A 25,308-nucleotide genomic window follows, 5' to 3' on the forward strand; every position below is an offset into this window, starting at 1 on the left:
ACGATCACGTGCTCGCGGCGACGTCACGTGGTCGTGCCCGGACAAGCTGAGCCGCGCGCATTGTGGCCGGACCAGCCCGCCCGCTTGGCACCACAGCGCAGGGGCGTCAGCGGTACGTTAGATCTTCGCCGGCACAACTCAGTGCGAGCTCCGCGAGATCGCAGAAAGGGCATGGGTGGTCTACAACCTGGAACAGCTGGGCCCCATCGGCTTCCAAGATCTCGCGGCGGCGCTGGCCTTGCAAACGTTCGGCGCGGGCGTGCAGGTGATGGGCGCCGGGCGCGACGGCGGCCGTGACCTGTACTTCAAAGGCCCGCTCATCTGGCAGCCGGCCGAGGGCCAGTCCAGCGAGGTCTGGGACGGGTACACGGTGTTCCAGGTCAAGCATAAGGACCAGCTGGCGGCTCGGCCTCAGGACGATACGTCCTGGCTATGGGGGCACGTTCGCAAGGAACTCGACGCGTGGGCCGACCCCGCCAAGGGCAGAAATCCGGTCCCCGATCACCTCGTGATTATCACCAACGTGCCGCTGACCCCGGTCCCCGGCTCCGGCGGTCACGACACCCTGAACGACAACATCCATCGCTACCTCGACGCCCTGGCCGACGACAGCCGCGACATCGGTGACGGTGCCGAGCGCAAGGCCAAGCTCGCCCGCCTGTCCAGGCTGCGCAAGTGGCGGCTGTGGGACGGCAACCAGATCCAGGCCTTGCTGCACCGCTACCCGGGCGTGCGGCAGGCCTTCCCCGGCTTCCTCACCGCCACCGACGTGTTCGCCAACCTGGCCGAGATCGCCGGCTCCCTGCCGCTGGATCAGCTTGAACCAGGGCTGCGCGCCCACGCCCGCACCACCTTGATCGGCGAAGGCGCCATCTACTTCGACGAAGCTGGCAGCAGCGACGGCAAGGGCCTGCCCGTCCACGAGGTCGCCATCGACCTGCCCGTCACCGTCGGCAGCGGGGCCGAGCACGGCAGCGTGATCCGGCATGTGCTCGACCGCGGTGAGCACATGCTGCGGCCCACTCTCACCACGCGCCGGGGCCCGCGCCATCTCATCGTGGCCGGCGCCCCAGGCAACGGCAAGACCACCATCTCCAAGTTCCTGGTGCAGGCCTACCGGGCGGCCATGCTCGCCGGAGCGAGCAACCTCAGCGGGGAGCACCAGGACGTGATCTCCGGAATGGAGCAGGCGCTGGCGCGGCTTGGCGCCGCGCTGCCCCGCCACCGGCGCTGGGCCATGCGCGTCGACCTCGCCGAGTATGCCCACGAGCACGGGACCGAGGAAGACACCACCCTGATCCGCTACATCGCCGAGCGGGTCTCCAAGCGTTCCGATCTGGGCAACGTCATGCCCAGCGCACTGTCGGCGTGGATGCGCCGCTGGCCCTGGTTCCTGGTGCTGGACGGACTGGACGAGGTCACCGACCCGACCGTGCGCAAGCGGCTCATAGAGCGGGTCACCGAACTGGTGACCACCGCTGAGGGCGACGACTGTGACCTGTTTGTCGTGCTGACCACCCGCCCGATCGGCTACACCGAGAACATCGCCCCCACCCAGTTCGAGCGCATCGACCTGGACTACCTCCAACCCGACGAGGCCGTGCGCTACGGCACGCTGGTGACGACGGTGCGGCTCGGCAACGACCAAGACCGAGTCGAGAAGATCGTCACACAGTTGCGCCAGGCCTCTGACGACGAGGGGCTGCGCAACCTGCTGCGTACACCGCTGCAAGTACTGATTATGACGATCATCCTCGGAGGAGCCGGTAGCCTCGCGCCGGACCGCTTCAGCCTGTTCTGGACCTACTACGAGATCGTCTTCAAACGCGAGCGAGACAAGCAGACCAGCTTCAACCGGATCCTGCAGGAACACGGGCTACAGATCCAGCAGTTGCACGAACGCATCGGGTTCGAACTCCAGGCCCGCAGCGAATCCGGCGACCGCTCCAACGCCGCCCTGACCCATCAGGAGCTGGAAAACCTCACCTGGCAGGTGCTGGACGAAGCCGGTTTCAAACCCTCCAGCGCCGACGCCGACCTCCGCGTCAAGATCGTCACGGCGGCTACCCGGCGCCTGGTGCTCATCGCGCCCCGCGGCGATGAGGGTTACGGCTTCGACGTGCGCTCCCTGCAGGAACTGATGGCCGCGATGCACCTGACCACCGGCCCACTAGAGCGTGTGACGCAGCGCCTACGCACCGCAGCCGCCAGCCCACACTGGCGCAACACGTGGATCTTCGCCGCCGGCCGCTTGTACTCCACTCCGCAAGACCATCAGCACCAGGCCGTGGTCGAACTCGTGGAAACAATCGACGAGGGAGCCGAAGCCCGGCTGGGCACCATCGTCCCCATCGGGCCGAGGCTGGCCTTGGATCTCATCGACGACGGGATGGCGCGCTCGTGGCCCAAATGGCGCGACCGCCTCATCACCTGCGGACTGCGCGTTCTCCAGGGACCCGGGCCGGCCGATCTCGATTTCCTCGCGATCGCACGCATCCTGGTGCGATTCGCCGGCACTGGCGACACGCAACACCACCTGGTTGCCGAAGGGGTACGGGACGCCCTAGGCGGCACGCCAACCGCTCAGGCCACGGCTGTGAACTTCCTGACCCTACTCAGTGCCTTGGCCAAGGAGGCCGACGCATTGCCGCAGGCACTAGCGCTGTCAAAGATTGTCCCGCGCGCGAGCATGAACATGCCGGACCCGCCCCCGAATGGCTGGGCTGATTTCGAGGAGGAGATTCAGACCTCTCCCCTGTCGGGGGACTCGCTCCTCAAGGTGACGGCTGCTGCGACCGCCATCCGCCAATTCAGTCAAGGCGGCGGATCCGCACCGGACGCGGAGGCTATCCTCACCGTGGAGCTACGGGCTGCCCTCGAAGATGACCAGGTGGCCCAGGTCCTGGCTGCGGCATTGAACCATGTCGTGGTCCATGAACCGACGCTCGTCGCGAAACTTCGAGACGAGGTCCTTCCCGCTGTTCATCGTGCACCCGTGGGTGAACTGCTGCGGTAGCTCATCCAGCGGCACCCGACCATGATGTCCTGCCATGCTCGTATGAGCGCTCCCCGGCACGCACGCGACGTGCCGAAGCGTGTATCGGAACAAGTCTTATAAACGGATTGATGGTCGTAGGCGGGTGGATTGGCCGTTGTAGCGGTCGTGCCGGACGGCGGCAGTCAGGCGAGGATTCGCTGGGCGATGCGGGCGTTCGATGCCGGTAGCTGTACAAGTCCGGATCTTCGTGCACGGTTAGTGCTCTAGGTGAAGGAATCGCGTTCGCCTCCTAGACACGGGGTCCGGGACCACTAGAGACTCGATCTATGCCTGCCGGTCAGCACGACGCCTCCGCCAGTGCGATCGGCTATCTCTACCAGGTGAACTGGTGTTTGATTGAACTGCTCCAGCGGGCTCCCGAGCGGCCCGACCAGGCGATCAGCATCGAGACACATGATGATGTCGCCTGGGAACAGGCCGGTTCCCCAGTTGAGCTCTTGCAAGCCAAGCATCACATAGGCTCCGCCATCGCGCTGGGCGACAAGGACGTCGATCTGTGGAAGACGCTCACGGTGTGGATGAACACCGCGCAACCCACAGATCCTCAGGGTCCGGCACTCATCCTGGTGACTACGGCCGTGGCAACTGCCGACACCGCCGCCCATGCTCTACGGCCGGATTCCCGCAACACCCAGGCAGCGGTCATCAAGCTCAACGACGCAGCACGCACGTCCACAAACAAGATCACCGAGGCCGCGCGCAAGCGCTTCCTGGACTTCACCGAGGCCGAACAGCAGATCTTCTTGAACCGTGTGACCGTGGCCGATGGAGCCCTCGGCGTCGCTGACCTGGACGAGAAACTTCGCAAGCTCTTGTGGGCCGCACTGCCGCACACCAACCAGGACCTGTACTTGTCGATGGTGTGGAAGTGGTGGGCTGGGGTCGCTCTGGACATGCTGCAACGCCGCCGCCAGAGGGTGGGCGCCGGCGAGGCCCACGCCATGCTCTCGCATCTACGGGATCAGTTCAGCGAAGACAATCTGCCCACCACCGTGGAACTGGCCGATGTCGACGAGAACCACGTCATCGCCCTGCATACCGACAGTGTTTTCGTGCATCAGATGCGCTGGGTCGCGTGCAACGAGGTGAATCTCCGCAAAGCGATCGTCGACTACTACCGCGCTGTCACGCAGGCGACCAAATGGATCACCGAAGATCTGATCGGCCTGCACGAACTCGGGAAGTTCGAGGACAACCTCCGCGACGAATGGGATCGGGCGTTCGCCGACATGGTCGAAGACCTCGGGCTCGACGCCGACGAGAACGCGAAGATCGCCGCGGGTAAGGCGCTGCTGCGCACGCTGCGAGATTCCACCGCGGTCAACGTGCGGCCACGCTACAACGACGCGTTCTTCGCACGCGGCCGACGTCACGTGCTCGCCGAGAACCAGGAGATCGGCTGGCACCCTGACTTCCAGTCCCGTCTTGAGAAACTCCTCAGCGTCTCCGCCTCGGCCGAGGCACCGGAGGGCCCGTGAGAGCGTGGGCGGATCGACCTCGCGAGGCGGCCGCCCTTCTCAACCCCGCACTCATGGCCGTCATCTCCGCGAACGGGGCCATCCAGTACGAACGCCAGTCCAGCCAGGCGATGCCCTGGTACCTGACGTTCCTGATTGCGCCCCTCGTCCTCCACAAGGGCACCCGGGAAGCGCTGCCACGAGACACCAGAACCCACCTATCAACGTGGATCACCGATAACGCCGTAATCCGGGCGGCATTCCCACAGCGCGCCCAAGCCCTCACCGAGCACGTGCGTGAAGGGTTGCGGTTCGGCATGGCCAACCGCATGCTGACGGTGACCGGCGACGGCGGACTGCAGGGCACGCTCGCAGCCACCGCCATGCCGATCAAGGCCGGTGACGCCGCCCAGATCGTGCGCGCGTCCGGACTCATCGGGAGGTGGTTCACCCGGGCAGATCAGCCGGCAACCCTCTTCGCGCTCTTCGGTGTGGCACCCTGATTCGGTGCAGCTGCTGTCGGTCATCCTCTACAACGCTCAGGGCGCCATCCGCCGTGTCAACTTTCGGCCCGGACGTCTGAATATCGTCACCGGTGAGTCTCGGACAGGCAAAGGTGCGCTGCTGACCATCGTGGACTACTGCCTGGGACGCAAGTCCATCCAGGTCCCCGAAGGACCGATCACCGACACCGTCGTCTGGTATGCAACCCTCTGGCAGCTGGATGAGGGACAGGTCTTCATTGCCCGCCCCGCACCCGCCGCAGGGAAGGCGTCCTCCCAGCAAGCCATGCTGGAGTTCGGTAACGACCTCCAGCAACCACCAGCGCTGGCAGATCTCGTCGTCAACACCAACGCCGCCACTCTGCGCACCCAGATCGGCCGGCGGATCGGCATCGAGGAGAACATCACCGACCCCGGAGCCGGCGGCCGCGCGCCACTGGAGGCAACTCTCGCCCACGCCGTCCTGCTCTGCCTTCAAAGCCAGAACGAGATCGCCAGCTCCACCGCGTTGTTCCACCGCCAAGGCGAACGCGGCATCGCCGACAGCCTGCGCGACACCATCCCCTACTTCCTCGGGGCCGTCCCGCAGGACCAAGCGATCAAACGCGCCCAGCTCCGAGGCGCCAAACATGCCCTCCAACGCGCCGAAGCCGCGCTTCGCGGCGCGGAACTGGCAGCTCAAACCATCGATGTAGAACTGCGCGCCCTGTACAACGAGGCCCGCGCTGTCGGTTTGATCGTTGAGCAAGAGATCACCGACCGTCTTACGCTGGTCCGCGTCCTGCAGGGTGCCCGGGTCGCGCCGCCTCCGCAGCAGCCCCGTCCCACGGTGGATGACATCGCCCAGCAGGACCAATACATCGCTCTCGAACGCCAGGCACAGACGTTACGAGCCGATCTCAACCGGGTCATGGCCGACCGGGCTCTCCTCCTGGACCACCGCGATGGGGAAACGGACTACGAGGCGGCACTCCAGCTCCAGGCCGGACGTCTGGCAAGCCTCGGACTCATCGGCGCCGCGCCCGAAACCGGGCCCTCGGTTTCCCCCACCTGCCCGGCTTGCGGGCACGAGACAGAACACGCCGACCCGACTCCGGCAGCCCTCCGCTCCAGCCTGGCCCTGCTGCAAGCGCAGCTAGAGAACCTCGCCGAGGCGAGGCCGTCCCAGCGCAGTGCCCTCATCGCTCTTGACGGCCAGGCAAATTCCCTGCGCGACCAACTCGCCAGCACCGAAGCCGCGCTAACGGCGCTCCGCACCGCCAACCGGGTCACAGACCTCACCTCAGCCGACGGACGCGACTTCACCCGCGGACGCATCGACGCGATCCTGTCCCGAGTCGATTCCACCGACGACACGCAACTGCAGAGACTACGCGCGGCCGCCGAAAGCGCAGCCGCGACCGTTGCCGCCCTCGAAGCCGAACTCAATGACGACGAGGACCGCGAACAGCTCACCTCACGCCTCCTCCTGGTCGGGCAAGACATGACCCGCTACGCCGACCAGCTCGAACTCGAACACAGCGAGGGCAGCGTCCGCCTCGACCTCGCCCGCCTCACCGTCGTCACCGACACCGAACGAGGGCCCATCCGGCTGGAACGCATCGGCAGCGCAGCGAACTGGATCGGCTACCACCTGGCCACCCACCTGGCCCTCCACCGCTACTTCACCAGGCAGAACAGACCCGTACCCCGCTTCCTCATCCTCGACCAGCCCACCCAGGCCCACTACCCCTCCGACATGTCCCTCCAAAGCGGCGTCCCCGAAGGCGACGCCGATCGCGGCGCCGTCCTGCGAACCTTCCGGCTGCTGTACGACGTCACCCAGGAACTTACGCCCGGCCTGCAGATCATCGTCGGCGACCACGCCAATCTCTCCGAACCTTGGTTCCGCGACTGCGTCGAACACAATTGGCGAGGTGGGACCAAGCTCATCCCCGCCGATTGGCTGAGCTGAGACTCACTCGCATATGCCGGTCGGCATCGGCATGGGAATGCCCGGTTACCAGACGCCCGCCGAGACGCCCGAGCGCGTCGAGCGGGAGAGGTGGATGACTCCGGCACGATTGCTGGTGGCCATCGTGGGGTTGCCGGTCGGCTGGTCCGCGGCCGGATGACGCCAGGCACCCCGAGCCGGAGTCCCGCATTCTGGGTTCATAGGCCGGCGTTCTTGGCGGGTGGTGGCATCGTGGACTGGGTGGCGGCCTGCCGGGTGAAGTGCTCGGCCAGGGCGGTCATCTTGCTCAGGTAACGGGCGGCCATCTGCAGGTGCGTGTAGGCCGTGTCTTCGTCGATGACCCGCCCGTGGGGGTGGCCAGCCTCGTTGCGCGTGATGCGCAGTAGGTCGGCCACGGCGTCCATGGTCAGGCTGTCGCCGAGATCGTCCGGCAGCGTGTTGCGCAATGGCTCCAGCCTGGCGCGCAGCGCCTGGAAACGGGCGTGCTGCGAGCTCTTGGGATTGTCCAGTTCCTTGCGAAGCTTCTCAGCCGAGGGCGCGGCGGCGACCATGGCCTCGGCCACCTCGAGGAAGACCTGCTCGGCAGCAACCCCGAGCATCACCGAGCACGCCAGGTAACAGCCCGCGTTGAAGGCCTGCAGAGCCTCCTGCATGTACTGGTAGGCGGTCGGATGCAGCGTGGGAATCTGACGGCGCAGCCGGCGCAGATAACCCTCGGGGTCGTGCGGCTCCCACGGGCCGCCGCTGACGGCCTTCAGACCGCGCTCAGACAGCTTCCAGCGCCAGTTATCGGGGGCCTGCTGACCGGAGTCGATGTAAACCAGCCCGTCGGCCAGCAGCCCGTACAGCGCCTCCCACACCTGATGTGGACGACAGCCGGTGGCGGTGCGGATCGCATTCGGCAGGTAGGCGTCGAAGAATCGGGAGTCGGTGCCCGGTGTGGCTAACAGCTTCAGTACCTGGCTGCGGATCTGCATCCCGTTAGGGTAGCCACCCGGGTGCGGTGCATACCGGTGGATTTCGCCAGTGGCCTGGCGAGGTGATGGCGGCCTTGCGAACGCCGCCGGACCATCGCACAGTCCGTTCGCGGGTCTGCTTGGTGGCGCTGTCCCAGTTGATCTGGGCGGGACGTGGCGGTGACGCCGAGATCTCCAGCCATTGGCGGGCGATCAACGATGCGGGGCGCTGTCCCATTCGAACAGATCCCTGGCTGGCACACGCAGCGCATCGGCGATCTGGAACACCTTATCGAGATGCGGGCTGAACATACCGTTCTCGATTCGGTTGACGGTCTTGCGATCCACCTCGGCCAGCTCGCCCAGCTGCTCTTGGGTCAGCCCGTGCGCCTCGCGCAGCTCACGCAGCCTGAGCCCGAACTGTCTGCGCAGTTCAGCGAGGCGAGGCGTGATCGGGCTGGGCACTCACCCACGGTGGCGTCCATGATCCCCAAAGATCTGTACCAGCGTTGGTACAAATGACGGAAGGTGCTCGGGGACGGACGGGCCGTCATTGCAGCATGGGGCTTGTTTCACGCCCGCCATGCCCCGCGCCGGACAAGCATCAGCGGATGCATCTTGCCGGCGGGGATCTCGTCACCAAGGAGTCACCGCGTGAGCATGAAGACCTACTCACCGGAGTTCAAGGCAAGCGGCGTCGCCGCGTACATGGCCGACCCTTCGCGAACATTCACTGACGTCGCAAAGGACCTGGGCGTCAATCGCGAGACGCTGCGGCTGTGGGTACGAGCCGCGCAGGCTGAGCAGGGCGGCGGCCCCAGCAAGGACCGCCGCAAGACAACCGCGCCGAACGCCGGCGGCCGGGACCCGCAGGAGGAGAACAAGCAGTTGCGCAACCGGGTCCGGCAGCTTGAGCATGAACGTGACATCTTGCGGCGTACGGTTAAGTACTTTGCCGCCGAAGCCAGTTGGTGACGCCGTCTCGGCCGCGCTACTCATCACGCCCGGTGCTAGCGGAAGAGCCCCAGCCCGCCGGCTGCGCGCTAGGTCAGCCGGGCCTCCAGGTCGGCGATCATCTGCATCAGCAGGCTGGTGTTCTCGGTCCGGACCACCTGCGAGCCGACCTTGTCGAGGCCGGACACTCTCGTGATGCACTCATCGGCGGCCTGGGCCATCGTGGCGAACTCCTGGCGCGCGATCGAGTGCGGGTTACCGGCCTCGAAGGTGGTGGCGCGGTGCATGTCCTTGACCGAGGTCATCGCCGCGCGTGCGGCCGACATCGCGTCGCGGGCGCAAAACTCGTCGCCGTGCCCCGAGCGCATGTAGCGGGTGACCCAGACCCGGCGCCGGGCGGGGTCGGCCGACGGCATGAACCGCTCCAGGCGATCGCCCCGGTTGGCCGCAACCACGCGGACGACCTTGACGGCCCGCCGCAGGCGCGCGCCGTCCTTGATGCCGACACCGGCGGCGATGTCGGCGTAGCTGAGTTCGCGGCCGTGGTTGCTGCGCAGCCAGATCATCACCTCGGCGACGTCGGTCTCGGCGCGGGTCCAGCCCATCTCATCACGGCGTCGGCTCACAGGAATTTCCCGTTCTCGTCCATGAAAGCCGCGAGCGTGGCGTCGTCCAGAGCAGCGCCGGTGGCCATGTCGCGGACAGCGGCGATCGCCGCCTCGGCGCCGTCACACAGCTCCGCGATGGCCTCGGCGCGGTCCGTGGTGAAGTTGATCTGTTGCTTGCTCAGCAACGCCAGCGCTCGCGAGGCAGCCATGCGGATTTCGGCCATGGCGTTGAAGACGTCCATGGAAGCATCGGCCTGCGATCCCTCGTTGGCTTCACGGGCTTGTGCGGCGTAGGCGTCCCGCTCTACGCGGATGGCGTCGTCGTATTCGCGCCGCCGTTCGCTAGTGACCTTGGCGGCCGCGGCGCGGTCTTCAGCATCTGCGGCCGCCTGACGGGCGTCGAACTCCGCCAGAGCCTGCCGCGCCGCCATTCGTGTCGTCTCATCGGCCAGCAGAGCGGTCTTGACCGCTTTGGGATGACTGAGAATGTAGGCGACGGCAGGAGGACGGGTTCCCGACTTTTCGGCCTCCTCCTCAACCGCCTCGCGCCGCTTGGGCGAGAGGTTGGTGGCCTCCCAGCTGCGGTAATAGCCGTTCTTGCCGTAGAAGGGATACTTCGAGGTGTTAGGTAGCTCGACTTCCTTGTCCGGGTGCAGGTCGGCGGCGTGGTCAACGACGCCCTCCTCCGCCAGCCGGTTCCAGGCATCCAAGAACGCGAGGACCCTCTTGGCGCTGGTGCCGGCCCGGCGGGCGAACTCCCGGGCACTGATGCGGCGGAAGGTGTTTCGGCCGAAACACCTGGACTGGTGTTCGATTCTCACGCCGTCACCTTCGCCGGGCGCCACCCGTCGGGCGACCAGGTAGGCCAGCACCCATGGGCCCTTGCTCTCCAGCTTGACGAACTCGGCTATGTCCGCGCCGAGGGCGTCCTCGCCATCGTCGACGGTAGGCTCGGGTGGTTCCTGGCTCATCACGCTGTTGCCTTCTGGCGCGGCGCGCGACGCTGCGCCGGGACGCTGACCGTGTGGATCCCGGCGATCTGACGGACTCTCTTGGTAAAGACGTCCAGGTCGTCCAGGGCGACGGAGGCGTTGGCCTGCTGCGCGAGGTCCAGCTGCACTGTCCTGGGAAGGCGTTTGATGATCCGTGCGGACTGCGCGGCCAGAGCGAGCAGATCGGCGACCAGTGCAGCGCTGGGGTCGGGCTTGCCCGTGGGCTGCTTCGGCGGCTGCTGGCCGTTCTGTTCTTCTCGCTCCGCCCGCTGCTTGTCGAACTCGGCCTCCAACTCGGCGCGGGTCACGGCGTCGTCGGCGAGCAGCGCCGAGACAAGCAGGTCGCGGTTGGGGCTGTTGTTCATGTCGCTGACGTAGTCGACGACGTCCTCAGCCTCCCGTGCCTGCGGATCCAAGACGATGGCCAGCGAGGGCGCCGTGCCCAAGACCGTCTGGTAGGTGGCGTGGTTGACCCGGTCGATGCCCGCCGTCTTCGCGTCGTCGATCAAGCGCCGGAGCTTGGCGTAGCCGCCGTCGACGGGCCGACCACCCACCATGCGTGTTCCCTCGCGCAAGACGCTGTAGGAGACGAAGACGCCGCAGGTCTCCAGCAGCGTGCGCAGGTCCGGCGTGACCGCCTTCGCTGTGGCCCGCCACTGCTTGGCGGTGGTCACCGACAGGCCGACCTGCTCGCAGAACTCCCCGAGGGCGTCGCCGTCGGCCCACGCGGCCCTCAGCATGTCGCCGATCGCCAGCTGGTTGACGCGGCAGGCGCTCATCAGGCGGCGGCACTCGTGAACGTCGTGTTCTGTGAAGCTCATGCGGACCCCTCAGCGAACCGGGCAGACTAACGAGCACGCAGTGTAATCAGGAAGATACGCTTCTGTTCGCCGATTCTCCGCCCAGGCGGCGGGGCCCGGGAGCGGCGCGGGGTCAGCGATCACGGTTGACCTCCTTCATCAGGTCTTTCAACGCAGTCCGGGCGGCGGTCAGGTTGTCTTCGGTCTCGGTCAGCGTGGCCTTCAGCCGCGCGTTCTCCGCCAGCGCGGCGTCGCGCTCGGTGGACAGGCGTTCGACCTGGGCCAGCAGCTCGTTGATCCGCTCCGTCAGTTCCCGGCTGCCGGCACTCGCCAGTGCCGTCCCCAGACCGCGCTGGACGGCGGCCTTGAGCTTGTCTCGCTCCGCGCGCAGCTGCTTGATCTGCGCGCGGGCCAGTTCCAGGTCGCAGGCCAGGGACGCGGCCGAGGCGCTGGTCCCGGTCGCGGTGGCGCGCCGGGCCGCTTTGGCCTGCCCGGCGATCGCGGTCTCGATGTGCTCACGAACGCCCGGGGAGTAGACCAACGAGATCGACACCCGGGCCGCCACGGCGACAGCCCGGAACGTGATCGGCTCCCCGCATGCCTTCAGCTCCTCCAGCGTGGCCAGCACCTTGCCGCGTTTGACCTGGCTGTCCTTGCGGCGAACCTCACGCAGCACGTCGCCGGGGGTGCGCCCGGCGCCCGGCGCCCTTCCCGGTGACCTCTGGCTCACGCGCTTTCCCGCCCGCGCCGTCCGGGCATGCCCAGATCGGTGACCCCGCGCTCGGTGACGCTGCCGGCCTGCTGGGCCCGGACGATGCGCAACGCATCGGCGGCCGCGAGCAGCTCGGCCCGTTCCTCTTCGGGCAGCGCCTCCAGCTTGTCCCGAGCGATGCCGACGATCCTGCTCATCGCCTTGATGTTGGCGTCGAAGTTTGCGATCACGTACTCGTCGACGTCCATCGCCAGCGCCCGCTCCCGATCGGCCCGCAACCGCGTGACATGCTGCTCCATCTCCGGCAGATAGGTCGCGTCGGCGCGGAAGAACGCGCAGGCGGCGCACTGGAAACGGATCGCGCAGGCGCCTCCTCCGGCTCTGACGTTGGCGGGCTCGGTGCAGCGTCCGTAGGGCACCGCCACTGATTGCGCCTCATAGGCGGTGCCCGAACGGGTCGGCCGAGCACGACCGGCGCGGTCGAAGCCGTGACGGCCGGCGATTTCCACCGCTTCCCGCTTCCGTTTGAGGGAGACGGTGTAGTACCCGGCCGTGGTCTGCGTCGATCGATGATCCATAAGGTCGCGCAGCACGTCGATCGGCACCCCGGCGTCAGCGTGTCGCTGGGCGTAAGAATGGCGGAACGCGTAGGGGAAGATGAGCGACCGGTCGAACGGCAGCGGCCGCCCGTCGGGGCCGAACTCCTCGGCTAGCAGCCGTGGAACCGCATCGGCGAAGGCCCGGATGATCGGTGAGATCTGCTCGGAGGTCAGATGCCGGACCTCCCCGAACTCTCCGGCCGGCGGGAACAGGAACCCCTCGCAACCGGACGGCAATGCGATCGCCTGCCGGACGGCCAGCCAGGTATGGATGGTGGTCGCCGTCTCCAGAGGGATCGGCAACCGCCGCCCCTTGCGCTGTCCCTTGCTGTTGTCCCAGCGCAGCTGCCAGTTCTCCCCGTCCCGCTCCAGGCAGTCGACCTCCAGCTGTGCGATCTCGGCGGGGCGGCGGCCGGTGTCGCGCAGCAGCTCATAGATCGCCACCGCCATCGCGTGGACCTGCTCGGCCGAGAGCCGCCCGTGGGCGATGTCCGCGCCCAGCAGGTCGGTGTGCGCGTCCAGCTGGGCGATCACCGACTCCGGGATCGCCCTGCCGATCTCGTCCTCGTTAACCTGGACCTGTTTGATGACGTGGCTGGAATGCCGGGCAAAGGAGGCGGCCATGCCGTCCAGCCGCTCGGTGAGCCGGCCCCAGTCCAGCACCTTGAACCACATCGACAGCAGGCTGGCTTTGTTCTTCTGGCTCATCTCCTGGCCATCGGCGCGCAGGAGGTTCGCAAAGCCCGCTACGACCGCGGTCATGTCGGCGAACCGCAGCGCCGCGGGGTCCAGCCCGCCGCCGGTGCGCACGTCCAGCGCCCGGGCTGCGGTCTGCACCGCCTTGTGCGCCCGGCGGACCTCGCTGGTCGTGGGCTTGGCCTCGCTGATCCAGGCCACCAGGATGTCCCGCAGCCAGACCTGCCGGATCATCGAGATGTCCAGATCGCCGGGCCGGGCGGTAGGCCTGCCGTGCCTGCCCCGGGCCCCGAGATCGACCAAGTCCAAGGTCAGCCGCGTGGCCGGATCCACCCCGCGGAACCGGTCGAACGCCGCACCCACCACCCGGAACGTCTCCCGCAACAGCGCGTCGACGTTCGCCGTGGCCCGGGCCGGCAGCGCGCCCAACTGAACCGCCGCGATCGCGGCGACCTGATGCCGGACCAGCACCGCGACCGACTGGCGGACTGCGGTCGGGTCCAGCCGCTGCCCCCGCTCATCCCGGGCGGCCAGCGCGAACAGCAACTCTGCGCGCACCACCGGCTCCAGCGGCGCCAGGGAGAACTGGTTTACGATCAGGAACGGCGCCTGCCGGTCAAGCCAGGCCGCGTCCGCCACCTCCAGGCCGTCCGCCTTCAGCCGCCGGGTGTGCAGGTCGCAGATTCCCGAGCCCGGCCGCCCATCACGCACGCAGCCGCCGACCAGACACGCCGGAAGCGGGTCGTAGGGGGCCGCGGCGGCGACCCACGCCTGAAGGTCCTCGGCGCCGGGCCGCTTGCGCATCATGTCCTTGTGCCGCAGTGACCCATGCGCGGTGCACAACCCCCACAACGCCCCGTCCCGCGGGCAGCCCGCCACGATGCAGGGCCTGGCCCCGCCATCGATCACCCGGTTGCGGTCCGGGACGAAGCCGTCCCGGAACTCCTCCAGCGCCAGCTCCGACTTCCGGAACGCCTTCTCACACAGGTCACACAGGGCCTGAGTGCGCGAGATCCGATCGCAGGCCGCCACCGTGCAGCGGTAGGCGACCGTGGAACGGTTCTCGACATCGCCGGTGAACAGCCACGTGGCCGCATTCCACTCCCCAACCCGCCAGGGGGAGGGCGTATTCGCCGACAACCACGCGGTCCAAATTTCGGCCTGCGCCGGTGCCAGTGCTCCCCGAACCGGCCCGCGCCCGTCCGGCTCGTCGTCCGGCGAGGGGAAGGCGAGCACATCGCCCGGGCCGCTCACGAACGGGACTGCCTTCTCTTGGCCGCCACCATCTCCACGGCCTCGCGCTTGTCGGAGTCGGTTACATGGGAGTACGGGTCCTGCGAAGTCACCGAGACGTGACCGGCGATCTCCTGCACGACCCGGCGATCCACCCCGGCCCGCCGGAGCCTGGTAATTGCCGAGTGGCGAAGCATGTGCGGCCGGGCCCGGAATCCGGCCTGCTTGGCCAGGCGGCAAAACAACTCATAGGCTGTCCCGTACGACATGGCCTTGCCCAGCGGCACGTGGAACAGGTTCACGAACACCATGTCCCCGTCGTCCCCGATGTCGCCGGTGACCTCGGCCCGCTCGAACTGGTAGTGCGCATAGAGCTCGATCGTGACCTCGTCCACCGGGATCGCCCGGGGCTGCCGGGCCTTGGCGAACGCGCCGTTGGCGTTGACCCGCCGCCGAACATGAACGTGCGGCCCCTCGTGCCGGCAGCCCAGCACCCGAGAATCGGGCAGCAGGTGCATGTCCTCGCGGCGCAGCCCGAGCGCTTCACCAATCCGCATGCCGCTCTGCGAAAGGAGCTGGATGAGGAATCTGTCGCGGTCGTGCCGGGCCAGGCCGAGCAGCACCTCGATCTCCTCATCCGTCAGCCACTCATAGCCCGGGATTGCGACCCTGTACTTGATCGTGCGGGCCATGATCGTGCGGTGCTGACCGTCCTCACCCGGATCAAATCCCGCCGGCAGGTAGCGCAGGAACTTCGGCTGAGTAAGCGTGTTGACCACCGTCGGCGGCACCCACCCCTGCAGGCTGCACCACGACAGGAACTCTCCAACGGTCCCCATGATCGCGTTCGCGGTGCCCTCGCTGCGATACCGCACCGCGGCACCCGGTTTGCGTGATCGCGACGGCATCGGCTCGTCCACCAGCCACCGCATCATCGCCATCAGCTGCGGCAGGCTCGGCCTCGACCAATCCATCCCGTACCCCGTGCAGTACGACAAGTACAAAGCGATCCGGCCCGCGTAGGTCTTCTCGGTGTTGAACGCCCGGCCCGCTCCGCGCAGCCCCGCCAGGTACGCGCACGCCTCGACATGCAACTCGAGGTCCTCGTCGACCACCACCCACGACACCGACTCATCGGCGGCCACCGCTCGTTCAGCCCGGTAGCGCCGCTCGGGTGCACCTGACCTGCCCAACATGCCGTACGGACCCCCAGATACTGTGCGCCAAGTAGCCGCCCACACTACTTGAAGTACTTGCCGTACGACTGAGAGTCACCAAAGATAACGATCGTGCCTACTGCGTATTCGGCTGTGGACATGCCTCGTTCGCGGTTGACGGCCGCGTAATGGAGCCACTTGTCGACGCGCGGCCAGGGACCTCTCGCCCGACGGGTCGGAGAAGACTCAGGGGCTCGGTCTGGTGTTGTGGCTGGTTGCTGGGGTCGGGCGTCACACGCGCGCTTGGACTGCTCTGGGGTGGCTTTGATGTCGTCTGGCGTGGTGACGGGACTTGGCATCGTGCCTCCAGGTGTTGAGGGCCGGAGGTTGTCCGGCGGGGGTTCAAAGGGTGGCGGAGGCGGGGTGGCGGGCGGTGGCCCGAACGCGGTTCTGTGGATGAGCCTGTTGGAGAGGTGGTGGTCTGTGGATGAGCGGGTTCTGTCCGTGGGTTGCCGGCCGCCTCGTCCCTGGTCCCGGCTCGTCCAATCCCTGCGCTGGGCTCGTGGCGATGAGTTTTCGGCGGGGCACGGGTCTACTTCGGTGGCGGCACGCGACTGCATGTGGAGGACGACATGGCCCTTGATCTGTTCGCCGGCATCCCCGTCCGCGACTACCAGGCGGCGTCGCGGTGGTACGAGCAGTTGTTCGGGGAGAAGCCGTCGTTCATCCCGAACGACGTCGAGGCCGTGTGGGAGCTTGCCGAGCATCGGTACGTCTACATCGTCCAAGACCCGGAACGGGCCGGGAACGCGCTGGTGGTGTCGTTCGTCGAGGACCTGCGGGAACGGGTCGCGGCGATCACTCGGCGCGGCATCGAGCCCGTCAAGCGGGAGACGTACGAGAACGGCGTGACCAAGGTCATCTACGAGGACCTGGAAGGGAACGAGATCGCCTTCGGCGGCATGGCGGATGATCGGCGTCCCGAAAATGACGAACCAAGGTAGGGCCGGCGCTGTCTCAATGAGTAGCGGTGACGGATAAGGCCGGTTCGCCGCGAATGTTCGCGATGCCCTGGAGGTTATGTGGTCGAGCGGCGGCATCTCGAATGGGAAGGGTGCTTCAACGTACGGGACCTCGGCGGAATCGCCGTGAGTGGGGGCGGCTCCGTACGTACGGGAGCCCTGGTTCGGTCGGATAATCCTGAGCGGCTTACGGCGGCGGAATGGCGGGCGCTCGTCGAGCACGGGGTTCGGACCGTGGTCGATCTGCGGAACGACGATGAGCGCCGGGGTGACGCATGCCCTCGACCTGACGAGGTGACGACCGTCCACGTGCCGTTGGACGACTCCGCCGACACCGTGTTCTGGAACCAGATCTGGGAGAACGAGCTCGATGGTTCTCCGCTCTACTACCGGGTCTTCATCGAGCAGAAGGCCCGGTTCTGCGCGGAGGCCGTCGCGGCCGTGGCGCGGGCTCGGCCTGGTGGGGTGCTCGTGCACTGCGGGCTTGGGCGGGATCGGACCGGACTCGTCGTCATGCTGGTGTTGGCGCTGGCCGGGGTCTCGCCCGATGACATCGCCGACGACTACGCGTTGAGCGCGGGCCGGTTGCCTCCCTTGTTTCGAGCCCTAGGGGTTGCGGATCAGACCGATGAGATTCGCCGCATTCTCGCCCGTAAGGGCACGACTGCTCAGGATGCCCTTCTTGGGGCGCTGGACGGGTTGGAGCTGGAGAAGCAATTGCGGGCGGCTGGGCTGACAGATGTAGATGTAGCCGAGCTTCGTGCACGCCTGCTTCAGGTGCCGGCTACATAGGACTGATGAGCTGGCCTTCTTGTCCTTCGGCTCCCTAGTACACAGCGCTGATGATGCATGGTGCAGGGCCCATGGCTCGGCTTATGTAGTGAGTGGCTACGGGATGATGATGGTCGACGCCAGACCCGCCACTACCGGGATGATTCCCAGCAAGACGAACGCCGGTAGGAAGCACAGGCCCAGCGGGGCCACTGCTTTCACGCCGACGCTTCTCGCGGCGGCGACTGCGGCTGCTCTTGATTCTTCTCTGGCGTCGTCGGCCAGGCGGGTCAGTACGTCGGCCACGGGGGCGCCCGTTTGTGCCGCTCGGCTCATGGCTCTCGACAGGTGGCCCATGGACGGGTCCTTGGCCAGGTAGGCCCAGGTCGGTTCTGGGTCGGCGCCCAGGCGTAGCCGGGTGCTCGCCCACGTCAGGCGCTCGCCCAGTGGGCCGCCTATGGCCGTGGCGGCCGTCTCGGTGGCGGTGCTCACCGGGCGTCCTGCCCGGAGGCACGCGGTCATGAGGTCGGCGGCGAAGGGGAGGTCGGCGGCGATTCTGCGCTGGTCGTCCTGGGAGTCGGGTGGGGTTCGGCGGTGGAGGTAGAACGCTGTCGCGGGGGTCAGGAGGACGCCGGTGATCAGTCCTGGGGTGCCGCCGATGAGGAGTACGGCGAGCAGGCCTGTGCATGCTGCGGTGAGGATCGTTCGCCTCGTGAGTCGGTGGGTGACCGGTTCCAGCCGGCTGGGGGCCGGATGACGCTCTTCGGGTGGTTCTTTCGGTGGGCGCAGGCGGGTGAGGCGGTCCGCCGGGGTTCTCGGGGAGAACCAGAGCCAGGCGGCCATGCCGGCGCACAGGGCTGACAGCAGGTGGAGCATCGCGGGGTCCGATCGGGGGCCGGGTCAGGATTGGGCTCGGGTGGCCATGCGGTTGGTCCACCACAGGCCGCAGACGTCGAGGGCCACGCCGGCTGTCAGGCACATGAGGCCGGGGATGCTGCCGAACAAGAAGCTCAGAGGATGCATGTTCAGGGCGGCGGCCATGAGGAGGCCGAGGGCTGGGAGGACGGCGAGCATCCTGGCCGTGGTGCGGGGGCCTGCCAGTTGGGCGGCGACGTCCTGGCGGTGGGCTTGGGCGGCTCTCAGCGTCTGTGCGACTCGGTCGATCAGGGCGGCCATGCCCGCGCCCACCGTGGTGCCCACCTCCCAGCAGGCCGCCAACTGGTGCAGGCCCTCGCCGCCCTGGGGTGGAGCGGCCGTCCTCAGGGCTGTGGAGACGTCGCCGCCGTCTCGTGCGGCTGCCAGGACGGGGCGGAGGAGGGCTTGGTCAGGGAAGTCCACTGCGGTCAGGGCTCGGGCCATCGATTCGGCCGGGGTTCGGCCGGCGGAGAGTTCCGCTGACAGGGATTGGCAGAGCTCGATCGATGCCTTGCGCCAGGCTTCGGCTTGGCGGGTGGGGCTGGGGCGGGCGAAGAGTCTTGACAGTGAGGGCCGAGGGTGGCTTGGGGAGTGGCTGGAGGTCACCAGTTTCGTGAGGCGGGTTGTGGGAGTGGAAGGCGTTGTCCACAGCCATAGGGCGCAGGCTGTGGACAACGCGGCTATCAGGGCGCTGGTCATGGGTGGCTACTCGGGGCGGCTGCGCTGGGTGGCGAGGGATCGAGCGGTGGGCTGTAGGTGATGCGGTGGGCGAGGGCCTCGTAGGCGGGGCCCGGGTGGGTGGTGCCTTGGGGGGTGAAGGTCAGGGCTGGGATCGCCTCCACCAGGCCGGTTGAGGCTCTGGTCAGGAGGCAGACCTGGGCTATGCGTCTGCTGCCGGTTCTTCGGTCTCGGATCAGGTGGATGACGGCGTCCAGGGCGGCGGACAGCTGGCTGTGGACGGCTTCCCTGGTCAGGCCCGCTGCGCAGCCCAATGCCTCCAGGCGTGGGGGGACGTCGGCCGCGGTGTTGGCGTGCAGCGTGCCGCAGCCGCCCTCGTGGCCGGTGTTGAGCGCGGCCAGCAGGTCCACCACTTCCGCGCCTCTCACCTCGCCTACGACCAGGCGGTCGGGGCGCATGCGCAGTGCCTGCCTGACGAGGTCGCGGAGGTTCACCTCGCCGGCGCCTTCCAGGTTGGGTGGGCGGGTTTCGAGGCGTACGACGTGGGGGTGGAGGGGGCGCAGCTCGGCGGAGTCCTCCACCAGGAGGAGGCGTTCGCGCTGGTCGGCCAGGGAGAGCAGGGCGGACAGCAACGTTGTCTTGCCTGTTCCTGTGCCGCCCGAGATCAGGAAGGCGAGTCTCGCGGTGACCATGGCGGTCAGGACCGGGAGGGCGGGTGGGGTGATGGTGCCGGCTTGGACGAGGTCGGTCAGGGCGAAGGTGCGGCGGGGCGGGAGACGGAGGGAGATGCAGGTGCCTCCTGGGGCCACCGGTGGGAGTACGGCATGGAGGCGCACTCCTGCCGGCAGGCGGGCGTCGACGTACGGGGAGGCGTCGTCGAGGCGTCTGCCGGCCGCGGTGGCGAGGCGCTGGGCCAGGCGGCGTACGGCTCCGTCGTCGGCGAACGTCACCGACGTGCGGCGCAGGCCCGTGCCGTCGTCCACCCAGACCTCCCTAGGGCCGTTGACCAGGACGTCCGTCACATCGGGGCGGGCCAGCAGCGGCTCCAGGGGGCCCGCGCCGATCAGATCCGCGCACAGGGCTCGGGCCACGGCCAGGATCTCGGCGTCTCCGTAGACCGCCCTCTCCGCCCTCAGCGCCACCGCCACCTGGGCCGCGGTCGGCTCGACGCCGGTTCTGGCCAGGCGTACGCGGACGGCCTCCACCAACTCGGGAGAGACGGCCGCCGTGACAGGGGTGGCGGTCATGTCGCCGGGAGCAGGTCGCGGAGGAGGGACGTGCACAGGGCGCCGAGTACGGTGCGGGGGCCCAGCCTGGGAAGTTCGCCGCGGTTGAGGGTGGCGGTGAGCCTGGGCTGGTCGGGGAGGTTGCCGGCGGACGGAATGCCCAGGGAGGACATGGCCAGGTCGTCGTCCAGCACTCCAGGACGGAGGATCGCTCGGACGTCGAGAGTGTGCTTGCGCACCTCGGTGAGCACCTGGACGGTGGACAGGATGCCGCGTACGTCGGCCGGCGCCACCGCCAAAGTCGTCTTCGCCCTGGTGAGGGCCTCTATCGCGGCGGGGTCGAGATGTCTTGGCAGGTCGACGACCACGAGGTCGAAGCCGCGGCGGCCCGCTTCGAGGACTGAGCGCATGGCCTGTGCGGGGATCGGGGCGACATCGCCCCTGTGAAAGGAGAGCACGGCCAGGTCGCCGAACGCGGGAAGTGCTGCCTGCAGGGCGCTGGAGCTGATGCGTCCCTCCCTCGCCACCAGGTCGCCCCAGCGTGAGCCCTTCGCCTCCTCATGACCCAGGAGGGCGTCTATGCCGCCGCCGAGTGGGTCGGCGTCCACGAGGAGGGTGCGGAGGTGGTCGGCCGAAGCCCTCAATGCCAGGCAGGCGGCCAGGACGCTGGCTCCCGCGCCGCCTCTGCCGCCGATCACGCAGATGGTCGAACCCGATCTCGGGTCGGGCTCCATCGCGTCGGCCAGGCGGTCGACCAGCCTGCGCTCGTCGGTGGGCAGCGTGAGGACGGTCTGGGCGCCCACGGCCACGCATTTTCGCCACGTGTCCGGGTCGTCCGGGTCTCTGGTGACCAGGAGGACCTGGTCACGGGACGGGGGTGAGGTGGCGGCCACGGCCTCCGCCTGGTCGGCGCCGATGGCGATGAGCGGTGCCAGGTTCCAGAACGGGCGGGCGTGGGCGGGGGCGTGGGCCACGTCGAGCTGGGCACCGGCGGCGGCCGCTATGCGGACGAGGTCGTCGAGCAGAGCGTGGTCTTCGGTGATGACCAAGGGGCGATGCATGGTGGGCCTCCCTGCGGCTGGCGAGTGGAGGTCCGAGCTTGGCCGAGCGGGGCTGGGCGGCGAGGGCCCGAACGCGGTTCTGGGGATGAGCAACGAACGAGACCTGACCCCTGTGGACAACCGCGCAACTCACGTCGGGCACCGAGCGGCTCGGCGCGGCAGCGCCATCGCGGGCGGGACGGCTCGGCGTAGACGGCGCCATCGAGCGCGCGGCTAGGCGCGGGAGGTGGGGAAAAGGGGCGACCCCCGCCGGGGGGGAGAGCGGGGGTCGCCTGATCGGTCCGGCTCCGGGGGGGTAGAGCCGGTCCCGTTTCAGAAGAAAGCTTTCATCACCAGACCGGAACCTGGCAAGGGACTCGCAAAGCCATCCCGAGCAAGAGCGCTCCAGTTTCGGGCGATACCTCCGTATGCTGCCCGATCGACTCGAGTTTCGTCGAGGAGCAATCTCGCATTTCCGCCAAGTTTTTTCCTCCGACCATAACGATCACATAAAGACGGTCACGCAGAGTGACGATATGAGGGGACAGGCTCATGATCGGGTAAAGGTCTTGCCCGCAGGGGTTCCCATCAGCGCGGATTCGACATAGAACGGTGTTACGGACCACCTTGTCCGGGTGCATCGACCGGGTACCCACGTGCGACCAGCCGCGGGAGGCGCGTCGTGACGGGCTTGACCCGCTCCGACGGATTGAGGTGCACGCTTGGTAACCCGGTGCGATGCACCGGCAGACGGCGTCTCGTGACAGGGACGCCGTCAGCTATGTGCGAGCCTCCCTCAGCCCCGCTGCAGGGCCTCACAGATTGCAGTCGTCTCTCTGGCGCCCAGGGTTACCGCAGAGGCACAGTGTTGTACCCAGGTCGCCACGCCCTCCGGGGTACCGGTCAGGTACGCCCTGAGTGCCTCGGCGTAGTCCGACTCCAGATGCCCCACTTCGACCGCCACCAGCGACTTGGGGTCCAGCCCGTACTCGACCAGGGTCAGCCGCCCTGCCGCCCGCGCGACGACCCCGTCGGCCGAGCCGAAGGGGCGCAGCACCGCCAGCTCCCCGTGCACGACGGCGGCGAGGACGATCGCGGGCGCCTTCGTGGGGCGTTCGAGCAGGGCGAGCAGGCTCTCCATCCGGGTCGCGGTGTCGGCCGCACCCGGCGCGGGACCCAGCGAGAGCGGGTCGGGAGCCTCGTCGGAGGACCGGGGACGTCCGAGGCTCGCCTGCGCGGTCAGACCGGCCGCGGCGACGGTGTGCAGGCGCGCGAGCACCTGCCTGGGCGCCTTGCGCCACGTCGGCCCGAGCCGTCCCATCTCGGCCGACGCCCGCAACGCGCCCTGGACCAGCGGGTCGTGCACCTCGTCGCGGCGCAGCGCGTCGAGGGCCACGTCGGTGCCCTCGATGGCGGCCGACGCACGGGCGCCGCGCAGGGACGACTCCGCGGACACCGCCGGGCTGGCACGGCGCAGAACGCGATGCCGGTAGAGCCGGTCCACGGCCTGCCGGGCCTCGTCCACCGCCTCGGGAACGCCGGGAAATTGCGCGATGACGGCCAAGGGGTCACTCACGCACCCGACCTTACCCGCGAGTAAGGACCGGCACGGCACCCGGTGGTTCGCGGCGCGATCCGGTTGCGTACGGTAGGGCCATGGGAAGGTCGGACGGCCCGCGGAAAGGCCCGCCGGCGCCGCGCGACGGCGCTCACGAGCGGCGCTCCCCCCATTCCAGGCCCCGCGCCCGCACCGTTGTCCGCCACCCCATAAACCCCCGCGAGGGGGGCCCATAAAGCATGCCCATTCCCCCGTACGCACATTGTGAAGATTTCAGGATGACAACGTTTCAATTGCTGTTGTCATCCGCGCAGATAACCCCGGCACCCGCCGCGCACGTCGGTACAGACCTGTCTAGACCTCTTGTGTACGGAGGCCGTGAGCTGGTGAAGTGGGACACGAACCTATCCATTCTGGCCATAGAAGGAGCACGAGGTGGCCCCGGAGACCGCTGGTAACGAGACCCAGGCGCTGTCCAACCTGCTGCAGGAGAACCGCCGGTTCGAACCGCCGGCTGACCTGGCGGCGGCCGCGAACGTGACCGAAGCCGCGTACGGCGAGGCCGCGGCGGATCGCCTCGCGTTCTGGGAGGGCGCGGCCGATCGGCTCACCTGGGCCAAGAGGTGGGACAAGACGCTTGAGTGGAACCCCCCGTTCGCGAAGTGGTTCGTGGGCGGTGAGCTGAACGTCGCCTACAACTGCGTGGACCGCCATGTCGAGGAGGGCCGCGGCGACAAGGTCGCCTACCACTGGGAGGGCGAGCCCGAGGGCGACACCCGCACGCTGACCTACAGCGACCTGAAGAACGAGGTCAGCAAGGCCGCGAACGCGCTGCAGGAGCTGGGCGTCGGCAAGGGCGACCGGGTGGCCATCTACATGCCGATGATCCCCGAGCTGCCGATCGCGATGCTGGCCTGCGCCCGCATCGGGGCGATCCACTCGGTGGTGTTCGGCGGGTTCTCCGCCACGGCGCTCAAGAGCCGCATCGACGACGCCGACGCCAAGGTGGTCATCACGGCCGACGGCGGCTACCGCAGGGGCAAGCCGTCGGCGCTCAAGCCGACGGTGGACGAGGCGGTCGCGGAGTGCCCGCAGGTGGAGCACGTCGTCGTCGTACGCCGGACCGGCCAGGAGGTCGCCACCGGCGAGAAGGACATCTGGTGGCACGACCTTGTCGACCGCCAGAGCGACCAGCACGAGGCGCGGCCGCTCGACGCCGAGGACCCCCTCTACATCCTCTACACCAGCGGCACCACCGGCCGCCCCAAGGGCATCCTGCACACGACCGGCGGCTACCTCACGCAGACGGCCTACACCCACCACGCCGTCTTCGACCTCAAGCCGGAGACCGACATCTACTGGTGCACGGCCGACATCGGCTGGGTGACCGGCCACAGCTACATCGTGTACGGCCCGCTCGCCAACGGCGCCACCAGCGTCATCTACGAGGGCACGCCCGACACCCCGCACCGGGGCCGGTTCTGGGAGATCGTGCAGAAGTACAAGATCACGATTCTCTACACGGCGCCGACGGCGATCAGGACGTTCATGAAGTGGGGAGACGACATCCCCGCCAAGTACGACATGTCCAGCCTGCGCGTCCTGGGCTCCGTGGGCGAGCCGATCAACCCCGAGGCGTACGTCTGGTACCGGCAGCACATCGGCCAGGACCGCTGCCCCGTCGTGGACACCTGGTGGCAGACCGAGACCGGCGCCATCATGATCAGCCCGCTCCCCGGCGTCACGGCCGCCAAGCCCGGCGCCGCGATGCGCCCGCTGCCGGGCATCACCGCCGACGTGGTGGACGACCAGGGCAACAGCGTGCCCAACGGCGGCGGCGGCTTCCTCGTGGTGCGCGACCCGTGGCCGTCGATGCTCCGCACGATCTGGGGCGACGACCAGCGCTACATCGACACGTACTGGAGCCGCTTCGACGGCATGTACTTCCCCGGCGACGGCGCCAAGAAGGACGACGACGGCGATCTGTGGCTGCTCGGCCGCGTCGACGACGTCATGCTCGTCTCCGGCCACAACATCTCCACCACCGAGGTGGAGAGCGCGCTGGTCAGCCACCCGAAGGTGGCCGAGGCGGCGGTGGTCGGCGCGACCGACCCGGTGACCGGCCAGGCCATCGTGGCGTTCGTGATCCTGCGCGGCACGGCGGAGGAGGGCGACGACATCGCGGCCGAGCTGCGCAACCACGTCGCCAAGACGCTCGGCCCGATCGCCAAGCCGCGCCAGATCCTGGTGGTGCCCGAGCTGCCCAAGACCAGGTCCGGCAAGATCATGCGGCGCCTGCTTCGCGACGTGGCCGAGAACCGCAGCATCGGCGACGTCACCACGCTGGCCGACAGCACGGTGATGAACCTCATCTCGGAGAAGCTCCCCTCCGCCAAGTCGGAGGACTGACCTTCCGAGA

22 protein-coding genes are annotated in these 25,308 nt (G+C 68.1%); 9 read left to right on the top strand and 13 right to left on the bottom strand.

Features of this window, described 5'->3' with window-relative positions; genetic code table 11:
• Nucleotides 1-175: 175 nt before the first annotated feature.
• From AB0K18_RS33765 to AB0K18_RS33785, 5 genes are all read left to right on the top strand, one after another.
• Nucleotides 176-3,016 carry a hypothetical protein gene (locus tag AB0K18_RS33765; RefSeq protein ID WP_364922585.1) on the top strand — a complete coding sequence of 947 codons (2,841 nt, stop codon included), beginning with the start codon at nt 176-178 and terminating at the stop codon, nt 3,014-3,016.
• A gap of 308 nt (nt 3,017-3,324) precedes the next feature.
• Nucleotides 3,325-4,536, top strand: a complete 1,212-nt coding sequence (locus AB0K18_RS33770; RefSeq protein ID WP_364922588.1) for an ABC-three component system protein — start codon at nt 3,325-3,327, stop codon at nt 4,534-4,536.
• Nucleotides 4,533-5,018 (top strand): three component ABC system middle component, encoded by a 486-nt coding sequence (locus tag AB0K18_RS33775; RefSeq protein ID WP_364922591.1) that lies wholly within the window; start codon nt 4,533-4,535, stop codon nt 5,016-5,018. The genes AB0K18_RS33770 and AB0K18_RS33775 overlap by 4 nt, the downstream gene beginning before the upstream one ends.
• Before the next feature lie 4 nt (nt 5,019-5,022).
• Nucleotides 5,023-6,972 carry a DUF3732 domain-containing protein gene (locus AB0K18_RS33780; RefSeq protein WP_364922594.1) on the top strand — a complete coding sequence of 650 codons (1,950 nt, stop codon included), beginning with the start codon at nt 5,023-5,025 and terminating at the stop codon, nt 6,970-6,972.
• Nucleotides 6,973-6,985: 13 nt separating this feature from the next.
• Nucleotides 6,986-7,132, top strand: coding sequence for a hypothetical protein (locus AB0K18_RS33785; RefSeq protein WP_364922597.1), 147 nt, complete (start codon nt 6,986-6,988; stop codon nt 7,130-7,132).
• Nucleotides 7,133-7,169: 37 nt separating this feature from the next.
• Here AB0K18_RS33785 and AB0K18_RS33790 read toward each other — a convergent pair whose 3' ends face one another.
• Complete coding sequence (locus AB0K18_RS33790) at nt 7,170-7,949, bottom strand: hypothetical protein (protein WP_364922599.1); 780 nt, start codon at nt 7,947-7,949, stop codon at nt 7,170-7,172.
• A 192-nt stretch (nt 7,950-8,141) separates the two neighbouring features.
• The gene (locus AB0K18_RS33795) at nt 8,142-8,393 is read right to left on the bottom strand and encodes a helix-turn-helix transcriptional regulator (RefSeq protein WP_364922602.1); all 252 of its coding nucleotides are present in this window, start codon (nt 8,391-8,393) and stop codon (nt 8,142-8,144) included.
• A 195-nt stretch (nt 8,394-8,588) separates the two neighbouring features.
• On the opposite strand from AB0K18_RS33795, the gene AB0K18_RS33800 reads away from it, so the two are divergent.
• Nucleotides 8,589-8,903, top strand: a complete 315-nt coding sequence (locus AB0K18_RS33800) for a transposase (protein ID WP_364922889.1) — start codon at nt 8,589-8,591, stop codon at nt 8,901-8,903.
• A gap of 68 nt (nt 8,904-8,971) precedes the next feature.
• Here the strand turns inward: AB0K18_RS33800 and AB0K18_RS33805 are convergent, their stop codons facing one another.
• The 6 genes from AB0K18_RS33805 to AB0K18_RS33830 all read right to left on the bottom strand — a co-directional run bounded on the left by AB0K18_RS33805 (nt 8,972) and on the right by AB0K18_RS33830 (nt 15,667).
• Complete coding sequence (locus AB0K18_RS33805) at nt 8,972-9,508, bottom strand: hypothetical protein (RefSeq protein ID WP_364922605.1); 537 nt, start codon at nt 9,506-9,508, stop codon at nt 8,972-8,974.
• Nucleotides 9,505-10,464, bottom strand: coding sequence for a hypothetical protein (locus AB0K18_RS33810; protein ID WP_364922608.1), 960 nt, complete (start codon nt 10,462-10,464; stop codon nt 9,505-9,507). Before AB0K18_RS33810 ends, AB0K18_RS33805 begins: the two co-directional genes overlap by 4 nt.
• Nucleotides 10,461-11,303 (bottom strand): hypothetical protein, encoded by an 843-nt coding sequence (locus AB0K18_RS33815; RefSeq protein WP_364922610.1) that lies wholly within the window; start codon nt 11,301-11,303, stop codon nt 10,461-10,463. Before AB0K18_RS33815 ends, AB0K18_RS33810 begins: the two co-directional genes overlap by 4 nt.
• A gap of 112 nt (nt 11,304-11,415) precedes the next feature.
• Nucleotides 11,416-11,958, bottom strand: coding sequence for a DUF6262 family protein (locus AB0K18_RS33820; protein ID WP_364922612.1), 543 nt, complete (start codon nt 11,956-11,958; stop codon nt 11,416-11,418).
• 50 nt (nt 11,959-12,008) lie between these two features.
• The gene (locus tag AB0K18_RS33825; protein WP_364922614.1) at nt 12,009-14,543 is read right to left on the bottom strand and encodes a site-specific integrase; all 2,535 of its coding nucleotides are present in this window, start codon (nt 14,541-14,543) and stop codon (nt 12,009-12,011) included.
• Nucleotides 14,540-15,667, bottom strand: a complete 1,128-nt coding sequence (locus tag AB0K18_RS33830) for a tyrosine-type recombinase/integrase (RefSeq protein WP_364922617.1) — start codon at nt 15,665-15,667, stop codon at nt 14,540-14,542. The genes AB0K18_RS33825 and AB0K18_RS33830 overlap by 4 nt, the downstream gene beginning before the upstream one ends.
• 644 nt (nt 15,668-16,311) lie before the next feature.
• On the opposite strand from AB0K18_RS33830, the gene AB0K18_RS33835 reads away from it, so the two are divergent.
• Nucleotides 16,312-16,683: a VOC family protein gene (locus tag AB0K18_RS33835; RefSeq protein ID WP_364922619.1), complete on the top strand. Its 372-nt coding sequence runs from the start codon at nt 16,312-16,314 to the stop codon at nt 16,681-16,683.
• Nucleotides 16,684-16,761: 78 nt separating this feature from the next.
• Nucleotides 16,762-17,493 carry a tyrosine-protein phosphatase gene (locus AB0K18_RS33840; RefSeq protein ID WP_364922621.1) on the top strand — a complete coding sequence of 244 codons (732 nt, stop codon included), beginning with the start codon at nt 16,762-16,764 and terminating at the stop codon, nt 17,491-17,493.
• Nucleotides 17,494-17,589: 96 nt separating this feature from the next.
• Here the strand turns inward: AB0K18_RS33840 and AB0K18_RS33845 are convergent, their stop codons facing one another.
• From AB0K18_RS33845 to AB0K18_RS33865, 5 genes are all read right to left on the bottom strand, one after another.
• The gene (locus AB0K18_RS33845; protein ID WP_364922623.1) at nt 17,590-18,348 is read right to left on the bottom strand and encodes a type II secretion system F family protein; all 759 of its coding nucleotides are present in this window, start codon (nt 18,346-18,348) and stop codon (nt 17,590-17,592) included.
• Nucleotides 18,349-18,372: 24 nt separating this feature from the next.
• Complete coding sequence (locus tag AB0K18_RS33850; protein ID WP_364922625.1) at nt 18,373-19,086, bottom strand: type II secretion system F family protein; 714 nt, start codon at nt 19,084-19,086, stop codon at nt 18,373-18,375.
• A complete protein-coding gene (locus AB0K18_RS33855; protein WP_364922628.1) occupies nt 19,083-20,312 on the bottom strand; it encodes a TadA family conjugal transfer-associated ATPase in 1,230 nt (409 codons plus the stop codon). Before AB0K18_RS33855 ends, AB0K18_RS33850 begins: the two co-directional genes overlap by 4 nt.
• Nucleotides 20,309-21,352 (bottom strand): septum site-determining protein Ssd, encoded by a 1,044-nt coding sequence (gene ssd, locus AB0K18_RS33860; RefSeq protein WP_364922631.1) that lies wholly within the window; start codon nt 21,350-21,352, stop codon nt 20,309-20,311. Before ssd ends, AB0K18_RS33855 begins: the two co-directional genes overlap by 4 nt.
• Nucleotides 21,353-22,127: 775 nt before the next feature.
• Nucleotides 22,128-22,907, bottom strand: a complete 780-nt coding sequence (locus tag AB0K18_RS33865; protein WP_364922634.1) for an oxidoreductase — start codon at nt 22,905-22,907, stop codon at nt 22,128-22,130.
• A gap of 417 nt (nt 22,908-23,324) precedes the next feature.
• On the opposite strand from AB0K18_RS33865, the gene acs reads away from it, so the two are divergent.
• Nucleotides 23,325-25,298 carry an acetate--CoA ligase gene (gene acs / locus AB0K18_RS33870; RefSeq protein ID WP_364922637.1) on the top strand — a complete coding sequence of 658 codons (1,974 nt, stop codon included), beginning with the start codon at nt 23,325-23,327 and terminating at the stop codon, nt 25,296-25,298.
• The last annotated feature ends 10 nt before the right edge of the window (nt 25,299-25,308 follow it).

The sequence above is a fragment of the Nonomuraea sp. NPDC049421 genome, from assembly GCF_040677005.1.
In the GTDB taxonomy this organism is placed as follows: domain Bacteria; phylum Actinomycetota; class Actinomycetes; order Streptosporangiales; family Streptosporangiaceae; genus Nonomuraea; species Nonomuraea salmonea.

Excerpts from the sequence above, each read along its gene's own strand:
- AB0K18_RS33770 (WP_364922588.1), top strand. The coding sequence starts at position 3,325 with ATGCCTGCCGGTCAGCACGACGCCTCCGCCAGTGCGATCGGCTATCTC.
- AB0K18_RS33785 (WP_364922597.1), top strand. The coding sequence starts at position 6,986 with ATGCCGGTCGGCATCGGCATGGGAATGCCCGGTTACCAGACGCCCGCC.
- AB0K18_RS33790 (WP_364922599.1), bottom strand. The coding sequence starts at position 7,949 with ATGCAGATCCGCAGCCAGGTACTGAAGCTGTTAGCCACACCGGGCACC.
- AB0K18_RS33800 (WP_364922889.1), top strand. The coding sequence starts at position 8,589 with ATGAAGACCTACTCACCGGAGTTCAAGGCAAGCGGCGTCGCCGCGTAC.
- AB0K18_RS33815 (WP_364922610.1), bottom strand. The coding sequence starts at position 11,303 with ATGAGCTTCACAGAACACGACGTTCACGAGTGCCGCCGCCTGATGAGC.
- AB0K18_RS33835 (WP_364922619.1), top strand. The coding sequence starts at position 16,312 with ATGGCCCTTGATCTGTTCGCCGGCATCCCCGTCCGCGACTACCAGGCG.
- AB0K18_RS33845 (WP_364922623.1), bottom strand. The coding sequence starts at position 18,348 with ATGCTCCACCTGCTGTCAGCCCTGTGCGCCGGCATGGCCGCCTGGCTC.
- AB0K18_RS33850 (WP_364922625.1), bottom strand. The coding sequence starts at position 19,086 with ATGACCAGCGCCCTGATAGCCGCGTTGTCCACAGCCTGCGCCCTATGG.
- AB0K18_RS33855 (WP_364922628.1), bottom strand. The coding sequence starts at position 20,312 with ATGACCGCCACCCCTGTCACGGCGGCCGTCTCTCCCGAGTTGGTGGAG.
- ssd (WP_364922631.1), bottom strand. The coding sequence starts at position 21,352 with ATGCATCGCCCCTTGGTCATCACCGAAGACCACGCTCTGCTCGACGAC.